Below are 16,622 nucleotides of genomic sequence, written 5' to 3' on the forward strand. Positions count from 1 at the left end.
TCGTACGAGAACAGCACCGTGCGGCTCACCGGCTCATACAGCATCACGATCGCGTCGGCGCCGGTGGCGCACCAGTTGTAGCCAGCGACTTCGGCCACGGCGAAGAACTTGTGGCCATCGTGGCGGATGATCGCCAGTTCGGCATCATCTGGAGCATGCCGGTCGTTGGCGGCGTCGGTGAATTCCAGGGTGAAGGCGGCCGGAATATCGGCTGTTTCGATCCAGTTGCCACAGGAAATCCGTCCACCCAGCGTATCCAGGTAATCGCGCTCGCTGGGCTCGTCCTTGCCATAGCGCGAATAGCAGGCCAGGCGGCCGTGCGTGGCATGGTAGTCACGCGCCTTGGCATAGCTCTCGCGCATCTGCGCGATGTGTTTCCGCGCGTGCTTGTCATCCACCTGATCGCCGATGAAATAGCCCTCGTTGCCGAGGAAGCGCATCTGGTTGCCGGCGGTCAGCTCGAAGGCGATCCAGTTGGTGCTGGTGAAGTCGTTGTGGTGTTCTTCGGTGGTCTCGCCGATGCAGCCGTCGTACGGCTCGATCGGGCACAGCATCGTTGCCACCTGGCCGGCCAGTTCAGGGCGCAGCACACCGAGGTCGATCTTCAGCAGCGGCAGCAGATGCTGGGCGAGCCACGCCTGGTCAGCGGGGAAGACATCGGTAGGGAAGGGGACCATGCCGGGCAGCAGGTCGCGCAGTTCAGTCTGGTGGATCATCTCAGTCCTTTGAATGGGATCGGTAGTGCCGGCCGTTGGCCGGCATGCGCGATGCATCTGGAGGTTGCCGGCCAGCGGCCGGCACCACCTTCAGGTGGAAGCGCTGCGGATCGCCTCCGGCAGCGGTGCGCTCCTGCCGGTCTGCGTATCCATCCAGACCACCACCACGTTGCCATCCGAGTACAGCTTCGAGTCGTCCTGCTGGTCGACGATGCGGTGGCCGATGGTCACGCTGCTGTTGCCCAGGCGCTCGACGAACAGCTCGACCAGGATGTCGTTGGGCCACACGATCGGCAGGCGGTAGTTGACGTTGGTCGCGGCCACCACCGGTGCGATGCGGTCGGTCATCGACACGCCTTCCACGCCCAGCATCCAGCGCACGCGCGCTTCCTCCAGGTAGGAAATGTACTTGGCGTTGTTGACGTGGCCCATGCTGTCCATGTCACGCCAGCGCACGCTGATCGGGATGCGGGCCAGGATCTTGTGTTCGCTGCTCATCAGGCGTCCTTCTTCTTGCGGGTCGTCGCGGTCTTGCTGGTCTTGCCGGTGCTCCTGGCAGCCACCGCCTTCTTCGCCGGCTTCTCAGGCTTCAGCTTGCGTGGCGGACGGGCGTCGGGCTTGTTGGCCACCGCAGCCGGTTGCTCCGGGCGCGCGCTGGTGGAGGGCAGCATGCGGGCCAGAAACTGGCCGGTGTACGACTGCGGGCAGGCCGCCACATCCTCCGGCGTGCCGGTGACCAGGATGGTGCCACCGCGATGGCCGCCTTCCGGGCCCAGATCCACGATCCAGTCGGCGGTCTTGATCACGTCCAGGTTGTGCTCGATCACCACCACCGTGTTGCCTTCGTCGCGCAGCTTGTGCAGCACGCCCAGCAGCGCTTCGATGTCGTGGAAGTGCAGGCCGGTGGTCGGCTCGTCGAGGATGTACAGGGTGCGGCCGGTATCGCGGCGCGACAGTTCCTTGGACAGCTTCACGCGCTGGGCTTCACCACCGGACAGCGTGGTCGCGCTCTGGCCCAGCTTGATGTAGCTCAGGCCCACGTCCACCAGCGTTTCCAGCTTGCGCGCGATCGACGGCACCGGCTCGAACAGCTTCAGCGCATCCTCGACGGTCATTTCCAGCACGTCGTTGATGTTGAAGCCCTTGTAAAGGATCTCCAGCGTTTCGCGGTTGTAGCGCTTGCCGTGGCAGACATCGCAGGGCACGTACACGTCCGGCAGGAAGTGCATCTCCACCTTGATCAGGCCGTCGCCCTGGCAGGCCTCGCAGCGGCCGCCGCGCACGTTGAAGCTGAAACGGCCCGGCGAATAGCCGCGCGCACGCGCCTCCGGCACCTGTGCGAACAACTCGCGCAGCGGCGTGAACAGGCCGGTGTAGGTGGCCGGGTTCGATCGCGGGGTGCGGCCGATCGGCGACTGGTCGATGTCCACCACCTTGTCGAACAGATCCAGGCCATCAATCTCCCTGTACGGCGCAACCGGGTGCGAGGCACCGTTGATCTCGTTGGCAGCCAGCGAGAACAGGGTATCGTTGATCAGGGTCGACTTGCCCGAGCCGGACACGCCCGTCACGCAGGTCAGCAGGCCCGCCGGAATCGCCAGGTCCACGCCCTTGAGGTTGTTGCCGCTGGCACCGCGCAGGTGCAGCGTCATCTTCGGGTTCGGCGTGTGCCGGCGAGCAGGGATCTCGATCGCGCGCTTGCCGGACAGGTACTGGCCGGTCAGCGAGCGCGGGGCCTCCAGAATGTCCTGCAGGGTGCCCTGGCCGACGATCTCGCCGCCATGCACGCCCGCGCCCGGGCCGATGTCCAGCACGTAGTCGGCCAGGCGGATCGCGTCCTCGTCATGCTCGACCACGATCACCGTGTTGCCCAGGTCGCGCAGGCGGGTGAGGGTGCCCAACAGTCGTTCATTGTCGCGCTGGTGCAGGCCGATCGACGGTTCGTCGAGCACGTACATCACGCCCACCAGGCCGGCGCCGATCTGGCTGGCCAGGCGGATGCGCTGCGCCTCGCCACCGGACAGGGTGTCGGCCTTGCGTTCCAGGGTCAGGTAATCCAGGCCCACATCGACCAGGAAGCCGAGGCGCTCACCGATTTCCTTGACGATCTTCGCGGCGATCTCGCCACGCCAGCCCGGCAGGCTCAGCTCGCTGAAGAACTTCAGCGCCTCGTCGATCGGCAGCACCACCAGCTCCGGCAGTGGGCGGTCGGCCACGAACACGTTGCGTGCCGCCTTGTTCAGGCGCGCGCCGTTGCACTCCGGGCACGGGCGTTCGCTGATGTACTTGGACAGCTCCTCGCGTACCGCCGGCGATTCGGTCTCCTTGTAGCGGCGTTCGAGGTTGGGAATGATGCCTTCGAAGCGGTGCTTGCGCTGGGTGCGGCCGCCGGCTTCGGTGAAGTAGGTGAAGGTGATCGTTTCATCGCCGCTGCCGTACAGCACGGCCTGCTGCACCTTGGCTGACAGGGAGTTCCACGCAGCGTCCACGTCGAACCTGTAGTGCTTGGCCAGCGAGGCGATCAGCTGGAAGTAGTAGGCGTTGCGACGGTCCCAGCCGCGCACCGCACCGGCGGCCAGCGACAGCTCCGGATGCACCACCACCCGCGACGGATCGAAGAACTCGGCCATGCCCAGGCCATCGCAGCCGGGGCACGCACCCATCGGTGCATTGAACGAGAACAGGCGCGGTTCCAGCTCCGGCAGCGAGTAGTCGCAGACCGGGCAGGAGTACTTGGAGGAGAACAGCGTGGGCGAAGCAGCGGCGCTGTCCAGGCTCTGCACCGAGGCCATGCCATCGCCCAGCTTGAGCGCCGTTTCAAAGCTCTCGGCCAGGCGCTGCTTGATGTCCTCGCGCGGGCGGAAGCGGTCGATCACCGCCTCGATGGTGTGCTTCTGGCGCAGCGCCAGCGGCGGCACCGCATCGATTTCGTGCAGCTCGCCGTCCACGCGCACACGCACGAAGCCCTGCGCGCGCAGCTGGTCGAAGACCTGTGCGTGTTCGCCCTTGCGGTCGCGGATGACCGGGGCCAGCAGCATGTAGCGCTGCTCCGGGTCCAGGGTCAGCACCTGGTCGACCATCTGGCTGACCGTCTGCGCCTCCAGTGGGTAGCCGTGGTCCGGGCAGCGCGGGGTGCCCACGCGTGCGTACAGCAGGCGCAGGTAGTCGTAGATCTCGGTGATGGTGCCGACCGTCGAACGCGGGTTGTGCGAGGTCGACTTCTGCTCGATCGAGATGGCCGGGGACAGGCCTTCGATGTGGTCCAGGTCCGGCTTTTCCATCACGCTCAGGAACTGGCGCGCATAGGCCGACAGCGACTCGACGTAGCGGCGCTGGCCTTCTGCATAGATGGTGTCGAACGCGAGCGAGGACTTGCCCGAACCGGACAGGCCGGTGATCACGATCAGCTTGTCGCGGGGCAGGTCGAGGTCGAGGTTCTTCAGGTTGTGCGTCCGCGCGCCGCGGATGCGGATGAAATCCATCGCCATGGGGGATCCGGTTGTGGGGGCGTTGGCTGGGTGCCGGGCCAGCAGGGAACGGCAATCGGTCAGCCTACCGAGGTGACCAGATGGGGGCAATGGGCGACAATGCCACCCCGGCGTCTCACGTTGTGAGACCGGCCGACAGCTTTGTGTAGGGTCGGGCCATGTGCAGCGGCCTGGACCGCGAACCGTTCAGCCGTGCATGGCTCGGCCTGCAGGCCCGGGCCCGTGGGTCGTTCAGGGGTTGACTTGACCCGCGCCCGCTGATCTGCGTACAATCCCGCTCCTGTCCGCCCTCGATGGCGGCAGTTCAGACCACAATAACTACAGAGGAAGGCCTGGTCATGTACGCAGTACTGGTCACCGGCGGTAAGCAATACCGCGTGGCGCAGGGCGAAAAGCTCCGCATTGAAAAGCTCGAAGTCGAAGTCGGCAGCGAGATCAAGTTCGACAACATCCTGATGCTGGGTGACAGCGATGGCGTGAAGCTGGGCGATGCGCTGAAGGGCGCTGCCGTCACCGCCAAGGTCCTGTCCCAGGGTCGTGCTGACAAGGTGCGGATCATCAAGTTCCGTCGCCGCAAGCACCACATGAAGCGTCAGGGTCACCGTCAGTACTACACCGAAATCGAGATCACCGGCATCGCCGGCTAAGTATCAGGAGAAGCAGTCATGGCACATAAAAAGGGCGTAGGCTCCTCGCGCAACGGTCGCGACTCCAACCCGAAGTACCTGGGCGTCAAGATCTTCGGCGGCCAGGCCATCGAAGCCGGCAACATCATCGTGCGTCAGCGCGGCACCCAGTTCCACCCGGGCACCGGCGTTGGCCTGGGCCGTGACCACACCCTGTTCGCCCTCGTGGACGGCAAGGTGGAGTTCTCGGTCAAGGGCGCCAAGAAGCGCCGCACCGTCAGCATCGTCTCGGCCGACGCCTGATCCAGGCATCGCCGGCACCCGTGCCCCGGCATGGGAGTGCTGCATGAAGAGCCCCGCTTCGGCGGGGCTTTTCGTTAGAGTTGAAGCAAGACCGGCTGGGCCGGGTTACCGGCCCGCGGCCGGCATGACATTCAAGGTGGCGGCCAGCAGGCCGCGCCCATCGCAGGCATCGAAACAATGAAACTGGTAGACGAAGCAGAAATCGAAGTGTTCGCCGGCAACGGCGGCAACGGCTGCATTGGCTTCCGTCGCGAGAAGTTCATTCCGCTCGGCGGCCCGGACGGCGGCGACGGCGGTGCGGGCGGCAGCGTTTACATCCGCGCCGACGAAAACCTGAACACCCTGGTCGACTTCCGCCATGAGCGCATCTTCAAGGCGCAGCGTGGCGAGAACGGCATGGGCCGCCAGGCCTACGGCAAGGGCGGCGAAGACCTGACCATCACCGTGCCGGTCGGCACCGTGGTCATCAACGTTGCCACCGATGAAGTCATCGGCGACCTGACCCGGCACGGCGACCGCCTGCTGGTGGCCAAGGGCGGCCGCGGTGGCCTGGGCAACATGCACTTCAAGAGCTCGACCAATCGCTCGCCGCGCCAGGCGCTGCCGGGCGAGCCGGGTGAGGAGCGCACGCTGAAGCTGGAGCTGAAGCTGCTGGCCGACGTCGGCCTGCTGGGCTTCCCCAATGCCGGCAAGAGCACCCTGATCCGTGCCGTTTCGGCTGCAACGCCGAAGGTGGCCGATTACCCGTTCACCACGCTGTACCCGAACCTGGGCGTGGTGAAGGTGGAGAACCACCGCAGCTTCGTGATCGCCGACATTCCGGGCCTGATCGAAGGCGCTGCGGACGGCGCCGGCCTGGGTGCGCAGTTCCTGCGCCACCTGCAGCGCACCCGCCTGCTGCTGCACCTGGTGGACATCTCGCCGATGGAAGGCGGCGTGGAGGGCATTTCGCCGGTGGAGCAGGTGCGTGCGATCGAACGCGAGCTGGAGAAGCACGATCCGGAGCTGCTGAACAAGCCGCGCTGGCTGGTGCTGAACAAGGCTGACCTGATGTTCGAAGACGAGGCGCAGGCCGCGGCCGAGCAGATCGTCGCCGAACTGGGCTGGAAGGAGCCGTGGTTCCTGGTCTCCGCGCTGGGTCGCGAAGGTACCTTCCCGATCATGAGCCGGATCATGGCGTTCTTCGATCGCCAGAAGGAAGAAGAGCAGGAAGCCCGCGACGCGCAGTAATGCCGTTGTGGTTCCATGCGAAAAACCCGGCTTCGGCCGGGTTTTTTATTTGGTAGTGCCGGCCGCGCGGCTCCGCGGATCGCCCGGACCGCAGGCAACAAAAAACCCGGCCGAGGCCGGGCTTTTGCCTGCTGCCCAACCCCGGAGGGCAGGGCGGCAACGCCGGATCAGGCGGCCTTGAGGGCCTTGATGCGGTCGTTCAGGCGGCTCTTGTGGCGAGCAGCCTTGTTCTTGTGGATCAGGCCACGCGCGCTGAAGCGATCCAGGATCGGCTGGGCAACGGCGAAGGCGGCTTCGGCGCCGGCGGCATCGTTGGCGTCCAGCGCCTTGATCACTTTCTTGACAGCGGTGCGCAGCATCGAGCGCTGAGCCACGTTGCGCGCGTTGCGCACGACGGTCTGCTTGGCGCGCTTCTTGGCGGACTTGATATTGGCCACGGTGGTGGTTTCCTGAAAAATCGGTGTTATGGGAACAGCAAGCTAGCTAGTATGATGGCGTAAGAAATGCACGTCAAGTCGATTGTCAAGAGGGACGCTGAGTGAGTTCACCCAAGTTGTTGCGGGGCCTGCTGTCGTTCAGCAGCATGACCATGGTCTCGCGCGTTCTCGGACTTGTCCGGGACTTCGTGGTGACCACCACGTTCGGCACCAACGCCATCACTGATGCTTTCTGGGTCGCCTTCAGGGTACCCAATTTCCTGCGGCGTTTGTTCGCCGAGGGCTCGTTTGCCACCGCTTTCGTGCCCGTGTTCACGGAAGTGAAGGAAACCCGCAGCCACGCCGAACTGCGCGAACTGATGGCGCGCACCGCCGGCACCCTGGGCGGGGTGCTGATGCTGGTCACCGCACTGGCCCTGATCTTCGCGCCGCAGCTGGCCTCGGTCTTCTCCAGTGGCGTTGATACCGACCCGGTCAAGCAGGGCCTGCTGGTCGACCTGTTCCGCCTGACCTTCCCGTTCCTGCTGTTCGTCTCGCTGACCGCACTGGCCGGCGGTGCGCTGAACAGCTTCCAGCGCTTCGCGATGCCGGCGCTGACCCCGGTCATTCTCAACCTGTGCATGATCGCCGGTGCGCTGTGGCTGGCGCCGCGGCTGGGCGGCACGCCGGAAAAGCAGATCCTGGCGCTGGGCTGGGCGGTGCTGGCGGCCGGCACCCTGCAGTTGCTGTTCCAGCTGCCCTCGCTGAAGGGCATCAACCTGCTGACCCTGCCGCGCTGGGGCTGGAACCATCCGGGGGTGCGCAAGGTGCTGACGCTGATGGTGCCGACGCTGTTCGGTTCGTCGGTGGCGCAGATCAATCTGCTGCTGGATACCCTCATCGCCGCCAAGCTGACCGACGGCTCGCAGTCCTGGCTGTCGCTGGCTGACCGCTTCCTGGAGCTGCCGCTGGGCGTGTTCGGCGTGGCGCTGGGCACGGTGATCCTGCCGGCGCTGGCCCGCCACCACGTCAGCACCGACCGCGAGGGCTTCTCGCGCTCGTTGGACTGGGGCCTGCGCATGACCCTGCTGATCTCGGTGCCGGCCATGCTGGGCCTGCTGCTGCTGGCCGAGCCGCTGATCGCGACCATCTTCCAGCACGGCCAGTTCAGTGCCTTCGATACCCGCATGACCGCGTTGTCGGTGTACGGCCTGAGCTTCGGCCTGCCGGCATTCGCCCTGCTGAAGGTGGTACTGCCGGCTTTCTACGCCCGCCAAGACACCAAGACGCCGGTGCGCGCGGGTGTGGCCGCGCTGGTGGCCAACATGGTGTTCAACTTCGCCCTTCTGGCGGTGTTGTACCAGGTGATGGTGCCGGACGAGCTGAAGGCGCAGGGCGTGATGGCGGCCATCGGCAAACAGCCGGGCCTGCACCTGGCGCTGGGCATTGCCAGTGCGCTGTCCAGTTACCTGAACCTGGGCCTGCTCTGGTACTGGCTGGGCAAGACCGATGTCTACCGCCGCCGGCTGGGCTGGGCTGGCTATCTGCTGCGGCTGCTGCTGGCCTGCGCGGCCATGGTCGGGGTGCTGCTGGCCCTGCTGCACTGGCTGCCAGGCTTCTCGGCGATGACTGTGTGGGAGCGGATCGGCGCCCTGGCGCTGCTGGTCGGTGGCGGTGGCGCGACCTACGCGGTTGCCATGGTCGCGATGGGCTTCCGCCCGCGCGACCTGCGTGGGCATTGATCGTGCGCCGTGACGGCTATACTTCAGGGTTACACCATTGAAGCGGCGGCCCCGGTCGGGCCGGAACGAGAGTTGATGAGCAGGCTGTTCAGAAGCGTGGAGGGCGGGGCGCTGTTCCCCAACGGAAGCGTGGTCTGTATCGGTGCATTTGACGGCCTCCACCTGGGCCATCGTGCGCTGGTGCGCCACGCGGTTGCCCGCGCGCGCGCCTTGGGCGTGGCCGCAGTGGCCGTGGCATTCGAGCCGCTGCCGCGTGAATTCTTTTCCCAGGGCACGCCGCCACCGCGGCTGACCCTGGCCCGCAGCAAGGTCGAGATCCTGCGCGAGCTCGGTGTGGATGCGATCGGACTGTTGCGTTTCGACGCGGCGATGGCAGCGATGCCGGCCGAGGATTTCGTCCACCGGCTGCTGGCCCACCGCCTGGGCGCACGCGAAGTGTGGATCGGCCCGGAGTTCTGCTTCGGCAACCGCCGCCGTGGCGACCTGGCCCTGCTGCAGAAGATGGGCGCTGCACTGGGCTTCACCGCGGGCGAGATCGAAGCGGTGGATCTGCATGGCGAGCGCATTTCCAGCACCCGCATCCGCCAGCTGCTGCAGCAGGGCGACTTCGCCCGTGCCAACGACCTGCTGGGCCGTCCATACGCGATCAGCGGCCGGGTGGTGCGCGGTCGACAGCTTGGCCGTACGCTGGGTTTCCCCACTGCCAACCTGCGTTTCCCGAAGACGCCGGCGCTGTCGGGTATCTACGCGACCTGGGTGCATGGTGTGTTCGACCAACCGTGGCCATCGGTGTCCAGCTTCGGCACGCGGCCGACGGTGGAGGGCGTGGAGCCGCTGCTGGAAGCCCACCTGTTCGATTTCCAGGGTGACCTGTACGGTCGCCACATCGACGTGGAATTCGTCGCCAAGCTGCGCGACGAAGAGAAGTTCAATGATCTGGCGGCGCTGACCGACCAGATGCACCGCGACGCCGAACAGGCGCGCGCCATCCTTTCCGAACATAGATTGCGAGCCACTGCGTGAGCCAGGACTACAAGACCACCCTGAACCTGCCAGCCACCGAATTCCCGATGCGCGGCGACCTGCCCAAGCGCGAGCCGGGCATTCTGGCGCGGTGGGAAGCGCAGGGGCTCTACCAGCAGCTGCGCGACAACGCCGCCGGCCGCCCGCTGTTCGTGCTGCACGACGGCCCCCCGTACGCCAACGGCCGCATCCACCTCGGCCACGCGGTCAACAAGATCCTGAAGGACATCATCGTCAAGTCGCGCTACCTGGCCGGCTTCGATGCGCCCTATGTGCCGGGCTGGGACTGCCATGGCCTGCCGATCGAGATCGCGGTGGAAAAGAAGTGGGGCAAGGTCGGCACCAAGCTCGACGCCGTCGAATTCCGCCAGAAGTGCCGCGAGTTCGCCGAAGAGCAGATCAATATCCAGCGCGTGGACTTCAAGCGGCTGGGCGTGACCGGTGACTGGGACAACCCGTACAAGACCCTGAGCTTCGACTTCGAAGCCAACGAGATCCGTGCGCTGTCCAAGGTCGTGGCCAACGGCCACCTGGTGCGCGGCGCCAAGCCGGTGTACTGGTGCTTCGACTGTGGCTCGGCGCTGGCCGAGGCCGAGATCGAGTACCAGGAAAAGGAATCGCCGGCGATCGACGTGGCCTACGCCGCACGCGATGCGCAGGCCATCGGCCAGGCGTTCGGCGTGAGCGTGCCGGCCGACGTGGAAGTGGCCGTACCGATCTGGACCACCACCCCGTGGACGCTGCCGGCCTCGCTGGCGGTGTCGCTGGGCGCGGAGATCCGCTACGTGCTGGCCGAAGGCCCGGCGCACAACGGCAAGCGCCGTTGGCTGGTGCTGGCTGCGGCGCTGGCCGAGCGCGCACTGCAGCGCTACGGCGTCGAGAACGTGGTGCTGCACGGTGAAACCACCGGTGCGGCGCTGGAGAACCAGCTGCTGGCGCACCCGTTCTACCCGGAGCGCGAGATCCTGGTGCTCAACGGCGACCACGTCTCCGACGAGGACGGTACCGGTGCGGTGCACACCGCCCCCGGCCACGGCCAGGAAGACTTCGTGGTCAGCCAGAAGTACGGCCTGCTGGACAAGTACAACGCCGGCCAGGTGACCCCGATCGACGGTCGTGGCGTGTACCTGGAATCGACCCCGCCGGCCGGTGACGTGGTGCTGGCCGGCCAGCACCTGTGGAAGGCGCAGGAGGCCATCGTCGGCGTGCTGCGCGACAACGGTTCGCTGCTGGCGTTCCATCCGATCCGCCACAGCTACCCGCACTGCTGGCGCCACAAGACGCCGGTGGTGTTCCGCGCCACCCCGCAGTGGTTCATTTCGATGGACAAGGCCAACCTGCGCAACGATGCGCTGGCCGCCATCGACACCGTCGGCTGGTTCCCGGCCTGGGGGAAGGCGCGCATCCAGAGCATGGTCGACGGCCGCCCGGACTGGACCATCTCGCGCCAGCGCACCTGGGGCGTGCCGATCGCACTGTTCACCCACCGGCAGACCGGCGAGATCCATCCGCGTTCGGTGGAGCTGATGCAGCAGGTCGCCGACCGCGTCGAAGCCGAGGGCATCGACGTGTGGTACTCGCTGGATGCCGCCGAACTGCTGGGCGCTGAAGCCGCCGACTACGAGAAGGTCACCGACATCCTCGACGTCTGGTTCGATTCGGGCGTGACCCATGAAGGCGTGCTCGCCGCGCGTGGCTTCGGCAAGCCGGCCGACCTGTACCTGGAAGGTTCCGACCAGCACCGCGGCTGGTTCCAGTCCTCGCTGCTGACCGGCGTGGCGATCGACAAGCGCGCCCCGTACAAGCAGTGCCTGACCCACGGCTTCACCGTGGATGAGCACGGCCGCAAGATGTCCAAGTCGCTGGGCAACGGCATCGAGCCGCAGGACATCATGAACAAGCTGGGCGCGGACATCCTGCGCCTGTGGATCGCCTCGGCCGACTACAGCAACGAGATGTCGCTGTCGCAGGAGATCCTGAAGCGCAACGCCGACGCCTACCGCCGCCTGCGCAATACCGCGCGCTTCCTGCTCGGCAACCTGGACGGCTTCGACCCGGCCCAGCACCTGCGTCCGCTCGGCCAGATGGTCGCGCTGGACCGCTGGATCGTGCATCGCGCGTGGGAGCTGCAGGAGAAGATCAAGGCGGCCTACGACGGCTATAACATGGCCGAGATCGTGCAGCTGCTGCTGAACTTCTGCAGCGTGGACCTGGGCTCGCTGTACCTGGACGTGACCAAGGACCGCCTGTACACGATGCCGACCGATTCGCACGGTCGCCGTTCGGCACAGAGCGCGATGTACCACATCGCCGAAGCGTTCACCCGCTGGGTCGCGCCGATCCTGACCTTCACCGCCGACGAGCTGTGGGGCTACCTGCCGGGCGAGCATGCTGGCCATGTGCTGTTCACCACCTGGTACGACGGCCTGGCGCCGCTGCCGGCCGATGCCCAGCTCAACGCCGCCGACTTCGACCAGCTGCTGGCCGTGCGCGAACAGGTGGCCAAGGTGCTCGAGCCGATGCGGGCAAACGGCGCGATCGGTGCCGCACTGGAAGCGGAGATCACCATTGCCGCCAGCGAGGAGCAGGCCGCGCGCTGGCAGCCGCTGGCCGATGAACTGCGTTTCCTGTTCATCAGTGGCGACGTGCAGGTGCGCCCGGCGACCACCGACGAGGTGTTCGTCAGTGCCCAGCCGACCAGCAAGGCCAAGTGCGTGCGCTGCTGGCACCACCGCGCCGACGTCGGCAGCAACGCCGATCATCCGGAACTGTGCGGCCGTTGCGTAAGCAACGTGACCGGCGCCGGCGAAGTGCGGAGCTGGTTCTGATGGCCGCGCCCCGTCCGCATCCGAACGCCCTGGTCTGGCTGCTGCTGTCGGCCGCCATCATCGGCCTGGACCAGTGGTCCAAGGCCTGGGTGCTGTCGAGCCTGCCGGAGTTCCAGCCGGTGGTGGTCATCGACGGCTTCTGGAACTGGTACCGCACCTACAACACCGGCGCGGCATTCAGTTTCCTGAGCGACGCCGGTGGCTGGCAGAAGTACTTCTTCACCGCACTGGCGATCGCCATCAGCGGCCTGATGGCGTGGTGGCTGCGCGGCACCGCGCGCGGCAACTGGAAGGCCGCGGTGCCGTATGCGCTCATCATCGGCGGCGCCATCGGCAACGTGATCGACCGCCAGGTGCACGGCCACGTGGTCGACTTCATCCAGTGGTACGTGGGCAGCTACACCTGGCCCTCGTTCAACATCGCCGACTCGGCCATCGTGGTGGGTGCCATCGGCATCGCCCTGTTTGGCCTGTTCGACGGCAAGTCCGCCAAAAAGGCGGATAATGCCAACCCGAAACCGTAAGCCGGCCGCTGCCGGGAGATTGAACTGATGGATGTGCTGCTCGCCAACCCGCGTGGTTTCTGTGCCGGTGTCGATCGTGCGATCGAGATCGTCAAGCGCGCGATCGAAACGCTGGGCGCGCCCATCTACGTCCGCCATGAAGTGGTGCACAACCGCTTCGTGGTCGACGACCTGAAGCAGCGCGGCGCGATCTTCGTCGAGGAACTCGACGAAGTGCCGGACAACAACACGGTGATCTTCAGCGCCCATGGCGTGTCCCAGGCCGTGCGCCAGGAAGCCGAGCGCCGTGGCCTGAAGGTGTTCGACGCCACCTGCCCGCTGGTGACCAAGGTCCACTTCGAAGTCGCCCGCCACTGCCGTGCCGGCCGTGACGTGGTGTTGATCGGCCACGCCGGTCACCCGGAGGTGGAAGGCACCATGGGCCAGTGGAACCGCGAAGCCGGCACCGGCCAGATCTACCTGGTGGAAGACGTGGAGCAGGTTGCCACGCTGCAGATCAACCAGCCGGACAACTTCGCCTACACCACCCAGACCACGCTGTCGGTGGATGACACGCGCGGCATCATCGATGCGCTGCGCGAGCGGTTCCCGGCGATGCAGGGCCCGAAGAACGACGACATCTGCTACGCCACGCAGAACCGCCAGGATGCCGTGCGCGATCTGGCCAAGCGCTGCGACCTGGTGCTTGTGGTCGGTTCGCCGAACAGCTCCAACTCCAACCGCCTGAGCGAGCTGGCCCGCCGTGAAGGCGTGGAGTCGTACCTGATCGATGGCGCGCACGAGATCGACCCGGCGTGGGTGGCGGGCAAGCAGCACATCGGCGTGACCGCTGGCGCCTCGGCGCCGCAGGTTCTGGTCGACGGCGTGCTGGCACGCCTGGCCGAGCTGGGTGCCAGTGGCGTGTCCGAGCTGGACGGCGAGCCGGAATCGATGGTGTTCGCGCTGCCGAAGGAACTGCGCCTGCGCCTGGTCGACTGACCGGGAAAGGCCCCATCCACGCATGGCGTGGATAAGCACATCCATGACCTTTGGCCATGGGGCCGGCCATCGCACAGGCCTAGCATCGGAGGATTCTCCGATGCTGGAAGTTGCCGATGAAGACCCGTGCCCTGGCGATGTCGTTGCTGTTCGCGCTGGCCGCCACGCCCGCGCTGGCGCAGGCCTCGCCATCGGGTGATGCCGCAGCCCCAGGCCTGCTGCGCATCGATGTGGATGCACGTGACCTTGCCCGTCGCATCTTCAAGGTGACCGCCACCGTGCCGGTCAAGCCCGGTCCGGTCACCCTGCTGTACCCGCAGTGGATTCCCGGCAACCATTCGCCCACCGGCCCGATCGACAAGCTGGCCGGCCTGCGCGTGACCGCCAACGGCAAGCCGCTGGCCTGGCAGCGCGACCAGTACAACGTCTATGCGTTCAAGGTGGACGTGCCCGAGGGCGTCAGCGAGATCGTCGCCCACTTCGATTTCCTGTCCTCGCAGGGCGGGAGCCAGGGGCGGGTGGTGATGACCCCGGAAATGCTCAACCTGCAGTGGAACGCCAATTCGCTGTATCCGGCCGGCGTAGATGCGCGCAACCTGCAGGCGCAGGCCAGCGTGACCCTGCCCAAGGGCTGGTCGTTTGCCACGGCGCTGGAAACCGCGCGCCGCGACGGCGATACGGTGGTGTTCAAGCCGATCTCGTATGACCATCTGGTCGATTCGCCGTTGTTTGCCGGCGAGCACTACCAGCGCATCGATCTCGATCCGGGCGCGAAGGTGCCGGTGCACCTCAATGTGTTTGCCGACGAAGCCAAGTCGCTGAAGCCGACCGACGCGCAGATCACGATGCACCGCGCGCTGGTGCAGCAGGCCGACAGGCTCTATGGCGCGCGTCACTACAACCATTATGAATTCCTGCTGGCCTTGACCGATCGTCTTGGCGGCATCGGCCTGGAGCATCACCGCTCCAGCGAGAACAGCGCCGACCCGGGTTACTTCACCGAGTGGGACAGCAACGCGTGGATGCGCGATCTGCTGCCGCACGAGTACACCCATTCCTGGAACGGCAAGTACCGTCGCGGTGCCGACCTGGCCACCGCCAATTTCAACGTGCCGATGGGCGACAGCCTGCTGTGGGTGTACGAGGGCCAGACCCAGTTCTGGGGCCAGGTGCTGGCGGCACGCTCGGGGCTGTGGTCGGTCGCGCAGGCGCGCGACATGCTGGCCAATGTGGCCGCGACCTATGACCGTGGCCGCCCGGGCCTGGCCTGGCGTCCGCTGCAGGACACCACCAACGACCCGACCATCGCCCAGCGTCGCACGCTGCCGTATCGCAACTACCAGATGAGCGAAGACTACTACTCCGGCGGCCAGATGCTGTGGCTGGAAGTGGAAGGCAAGCTGCGCGAACTGAGTGGCAACCGCCGCAGCCTGGATGACTTCGCGCGCGCCTTCTTCGGCGTCGGCAATGGCGACTGGGACGTCAACCCGTACACCTTCGACGACGTGGTCGCGACCTTGAACGGCATCGCGCCGTACGACTGGGCGACGTTCCTGCGCGGGCGCCTGGACGGCCACGGCGCGTTGACCGGTGGCCTGGAGCTGGCGGGCTGGAAGCTGGTCTACCGCGATACGCCGAACGATGCCTACAAGGCGCAGGAGAAGCGCGCCAAGGCCGCATTGCTGGCGTACTCGCTGGGTGCGACGGTGCTCGACAACGGTACGGTCGGCGACGTGATCTGGGACAGCCCGGCCTTCAACGCCGGCCTGGCGCCTGGCATGAAGGTGATTGCCGTTGGCGGCCGCGAGTACAGCAGCCAGCGCTTGAAGGACGCGGTGGCGGCGGCTGCTGCGAAGGACAAGGCGCCGATCGTGCTGCTGGTGAAGCAGTTCGATCGGATCGACACGATGAACATCGACTACCACGGTGGCCTGCAGTACCCGGTGCTGGAGCGCATTGCCGGCAAGCCTGACCGCCTTGCGGAGCTGTGGAAGCCACGATGAAGCCGCGCGCCCGCGATGGCGTGATCCTGCTGATGGCGATCCTGGCCATCGTCGGCACGTTCCTGCACGGTGACGGGCGCTGGCTGCACTGGCTGGCGAAGCCGGCGACCACGCTGCTGATCGCTGCCATCGCCTGGCGGGTGCGTGATCCTGCGCAGCCGACCTACCGGCGCGCGGTGCTGGCCGGCATGCTGCTGTCGTGCGTGGGTGACATCGCGCTGATGCTGCCGATGGACGCGTTCGTACCGGGGCTGGTGGCGTTCCTGCTGGCGCACCTCTGCTACATCGTGGCCTTCCGCGACGGCCTGCGTGCCGGACGTGGCCTGCTCGCCGCCAGCGTCCTGCTGGCGACGTTTGCTGTGCTCAACGTACTTGGCCTGTGGCCGCACCTGCCCGCACCGATGCGCATTCCGGTGCTGGCGTATGTGGTGGTGCTGGCCTCGATGGCGGTGCTGGCACTGGCACGCCAGTGGCGCCGGCCACAGCCGGCTGCCGTGGAAGCCCGAAGCGCCCGCTGGGCCGCGGCAGGTGCAGTGCTGTTCGTGGCCAGCGATTCACTGCTGGCCTGGGACCGCTTCGCCGGCGGTCTGCCGCTGGCGAGCGTGCTGGTGCTGTCCACCTACTACGGCGCGCAGTACGCCTTCGCCCGCTCGGTGAAACAGCAAAAAGGGGACGGAGGGGATTAAGTCGTTTACGCCACGGTGCTGTCTGCGACTTGATCCCCTCCGTCCACTTTCTGAGGCGT

The 16,622-nt window shown here is 66.4% G+C and carries 14 protein-coding genes; 10 read left to right on the forward strand and 4 right to left on the reverse strand.

All coding sequences use genetic code 11. The annotated features are described in order from the left end of the window. The 3 genes from N5C25_RS12625 to uvrA all read right to left on the reverse strand — a co-directional run. Positions 1–716: enolase (locus tag N5C25_RS12625; RefSeq protein WP_279937026.1), on the reverse strand; the 716-nt coding region annotated here is incomplete at its 3' end. 90 nt (positions 717–806) lie between these two features. Further along, positions 807–1,214 carry a thioesterase family protein gene (locus N5C25_RS12630; RefSeq protein ID WP_019659297.1) on the reverse strand — a complete coding sequence of 136 codons (408 nt, stop codon included), beginning with the start codon at positions 1,212–1,214 and terminating at the stop codon, positions 807–809. Then, positions 1,214–4,204, reverse strand: coding sequence for an excinuclease ABC subunit UvrA (uvrA, locus tag N5C25_RS12635; protein WP_279937027.1), 2,991 nt, complete (start codon positions 4,202–4,204; stop codon positions 1,214–1,216). The genes N5C25_RS12630 and uvrA overlap by 1 nt, the downstream gene beginning before the upstream one ends. 338 nt (positions 4,205–4,542) lie before the next feature. On the opposite strand from uvrA, the gene rplU reads away from it, so the two are divergent. The 3 genes from rplU to cgtA all read left to right on the forward strand — a co-directional run bounded on the left by rplU (position 4,543) and on the right by cgtA (position 6,363). Beyond that, positions 4,543–4,851, forward strand: coding sequence for a 50S ribosomal protein L21 (rplU, locus tag N5C25_RS12640; protein WP_005408557.1), 309 nt, complete (start codon positions 4,543–4,545; stop codon positions 4,849–4,851). Positions 4,852–4,869: 18 nt separating this feature from the next. Further along, positions 4,870–5,133 (forward strand): 50S ribosomal protein L27, encoded by a 264-nt coding sequence (gene rpmA / locus N5C25_RS12645; RefSeq protein ID WP_005408558.1) that lies wholly within the window; start codon positions 4,870–4,872, stop codon positions 5,131–5,133. 177 nt (positions 5,134–5,310) lie between these two features. Next, positions 5,311–6,363, forward strand: coding sequence for an Obg family GTPase CgtA (cgtA, locus tag N5C25_RS12650; RefSeq protein ID WP_058979862.1), 1,053 nt, complete (start codon positions 5,311–5,313; stop codon positions 6,361–6,363). Positions 6,364–6,530: 167 nt separating this feature from the next. Here the strand turns inward: cgtA and rpsT are convergent, their stop codons facing one another. After that, positions 6,531–6,800, reverse strand: coding sequence for a 30S ribosomal protein S20 (rpsT, locus tag N5C25_RS12655; RefSeq protein ID WP_005408560.1), 270 nt, complete (start codon positions 6,798–6,800; stop codon positions 6,531–6,533). 116 nt (positions 6,801–6,916) lie between these two features. Here rpsT and murJ point away from each other — a divergent pair, with 116 nt between their 5' ends. From murJ to N5C25_RS12690, 7 genes are all read left to right on the forward strand, one after another. Beyond that, a complete protein-coding gene (gene murJ / locus N5C25_RS12660) occupies positions 6,917–8,521 on the forward strand; it encodes a murein biosynthesis integral membrane protein MurJ (RefSeq protein ID WP_279937035.1) in 1,605 nt (534 codons plus the stop codon). A gap of 75 nt (positions 8,522–8,596) precedes the next feature. Next, positions 8,597–9,544, forward strand: coding sequence for a bifunctional riboflavin kinase/FAD synthetase (locus N5C25_RS12665; protein WP_019659293.1), 948 nt, complete (start codon positions 8,597–8,599; stop codon positions 9,542–9,544). Beyond that, positions 9,541–12,372, forward strand: coding sequence for an isoleucine--tRNA ligase (ileS, locus tag N5C25_RS12670; protein ID WP_279937028.1), 2,832 nt, complete (start codon positions 9,541–9,543; stop codon positions 12,370–12,372). Before N5C25_RS12665 ends, ileS begins: the two co-directional genes overlap by 4 nt. Further along, positions 12,372–12,896 (forward strand): signal peptidase II, encoded by a 525-nt coding sequence (gene lspA, locus N5C25_RS12675; protein ID WP_005408564.1) that lies wholly within the window; start codon positions 12,372–12,374, stop codon positions 12,894–12,896. The genes ileS and lspA overlap by 1 nt, the downstream gene beginning before the upstream one ends. A gap of 27 nt (positions 12,897–12,923) precedes the next feature. Further along, on the forward strand, positions 12,924–13,874 hold the full coding sequence (ispH, locus tag N5C25_RS12680; RefSeq protein WP_019659291.1) for a 4-hydroxy-3-methylbut-2-enyl diphosphate reductase: 951 nt from the start codon (positions 12,924–12,926) through the stop codon (positions 13,872–13,874). A gap of 116 nt (positions 13,875–13,990) precedes the next feature. Beyond that, on the forward strand, positions 13,991–15,877 hold the full coding sequence (locus N5C25_RS12685; protein WP_279937029.1) for a peptidase M61: 1,887 nt from the start codon (positions 13,991–13,993) through the stop codon (positions 15,875–15,877). Next, positions 15,874–16,563, forward strand: a complete 690-nt coding sequence (locus N5C25_RS12690; protein WP_251102501.1) for a lysoplasmalogenase — start codon at positions 15,874–15,876, stop codon at positions 16,561–16,563. The genes N5C25_RS12685 and N5C25_RS12690 overlap by 4 nt, the downstream gene beginning before the upstream one ends. The last annotated feature ends 59 nt before the right edge of the window (positions 16,564–16,622 follow it).

It is taken from the genome of Stenotrophomonas sp. GD03958 (assembly GCF_029839005.1).
In the GTDB taxonomy this organism is placed as follows: Bacteria; Pseudomonadota; Gammaproteobacteria; order Xanthomonadales; family Xanthomonadaceae; genus Stenotrophomonas; species Stenotrophomonas hibiscicola.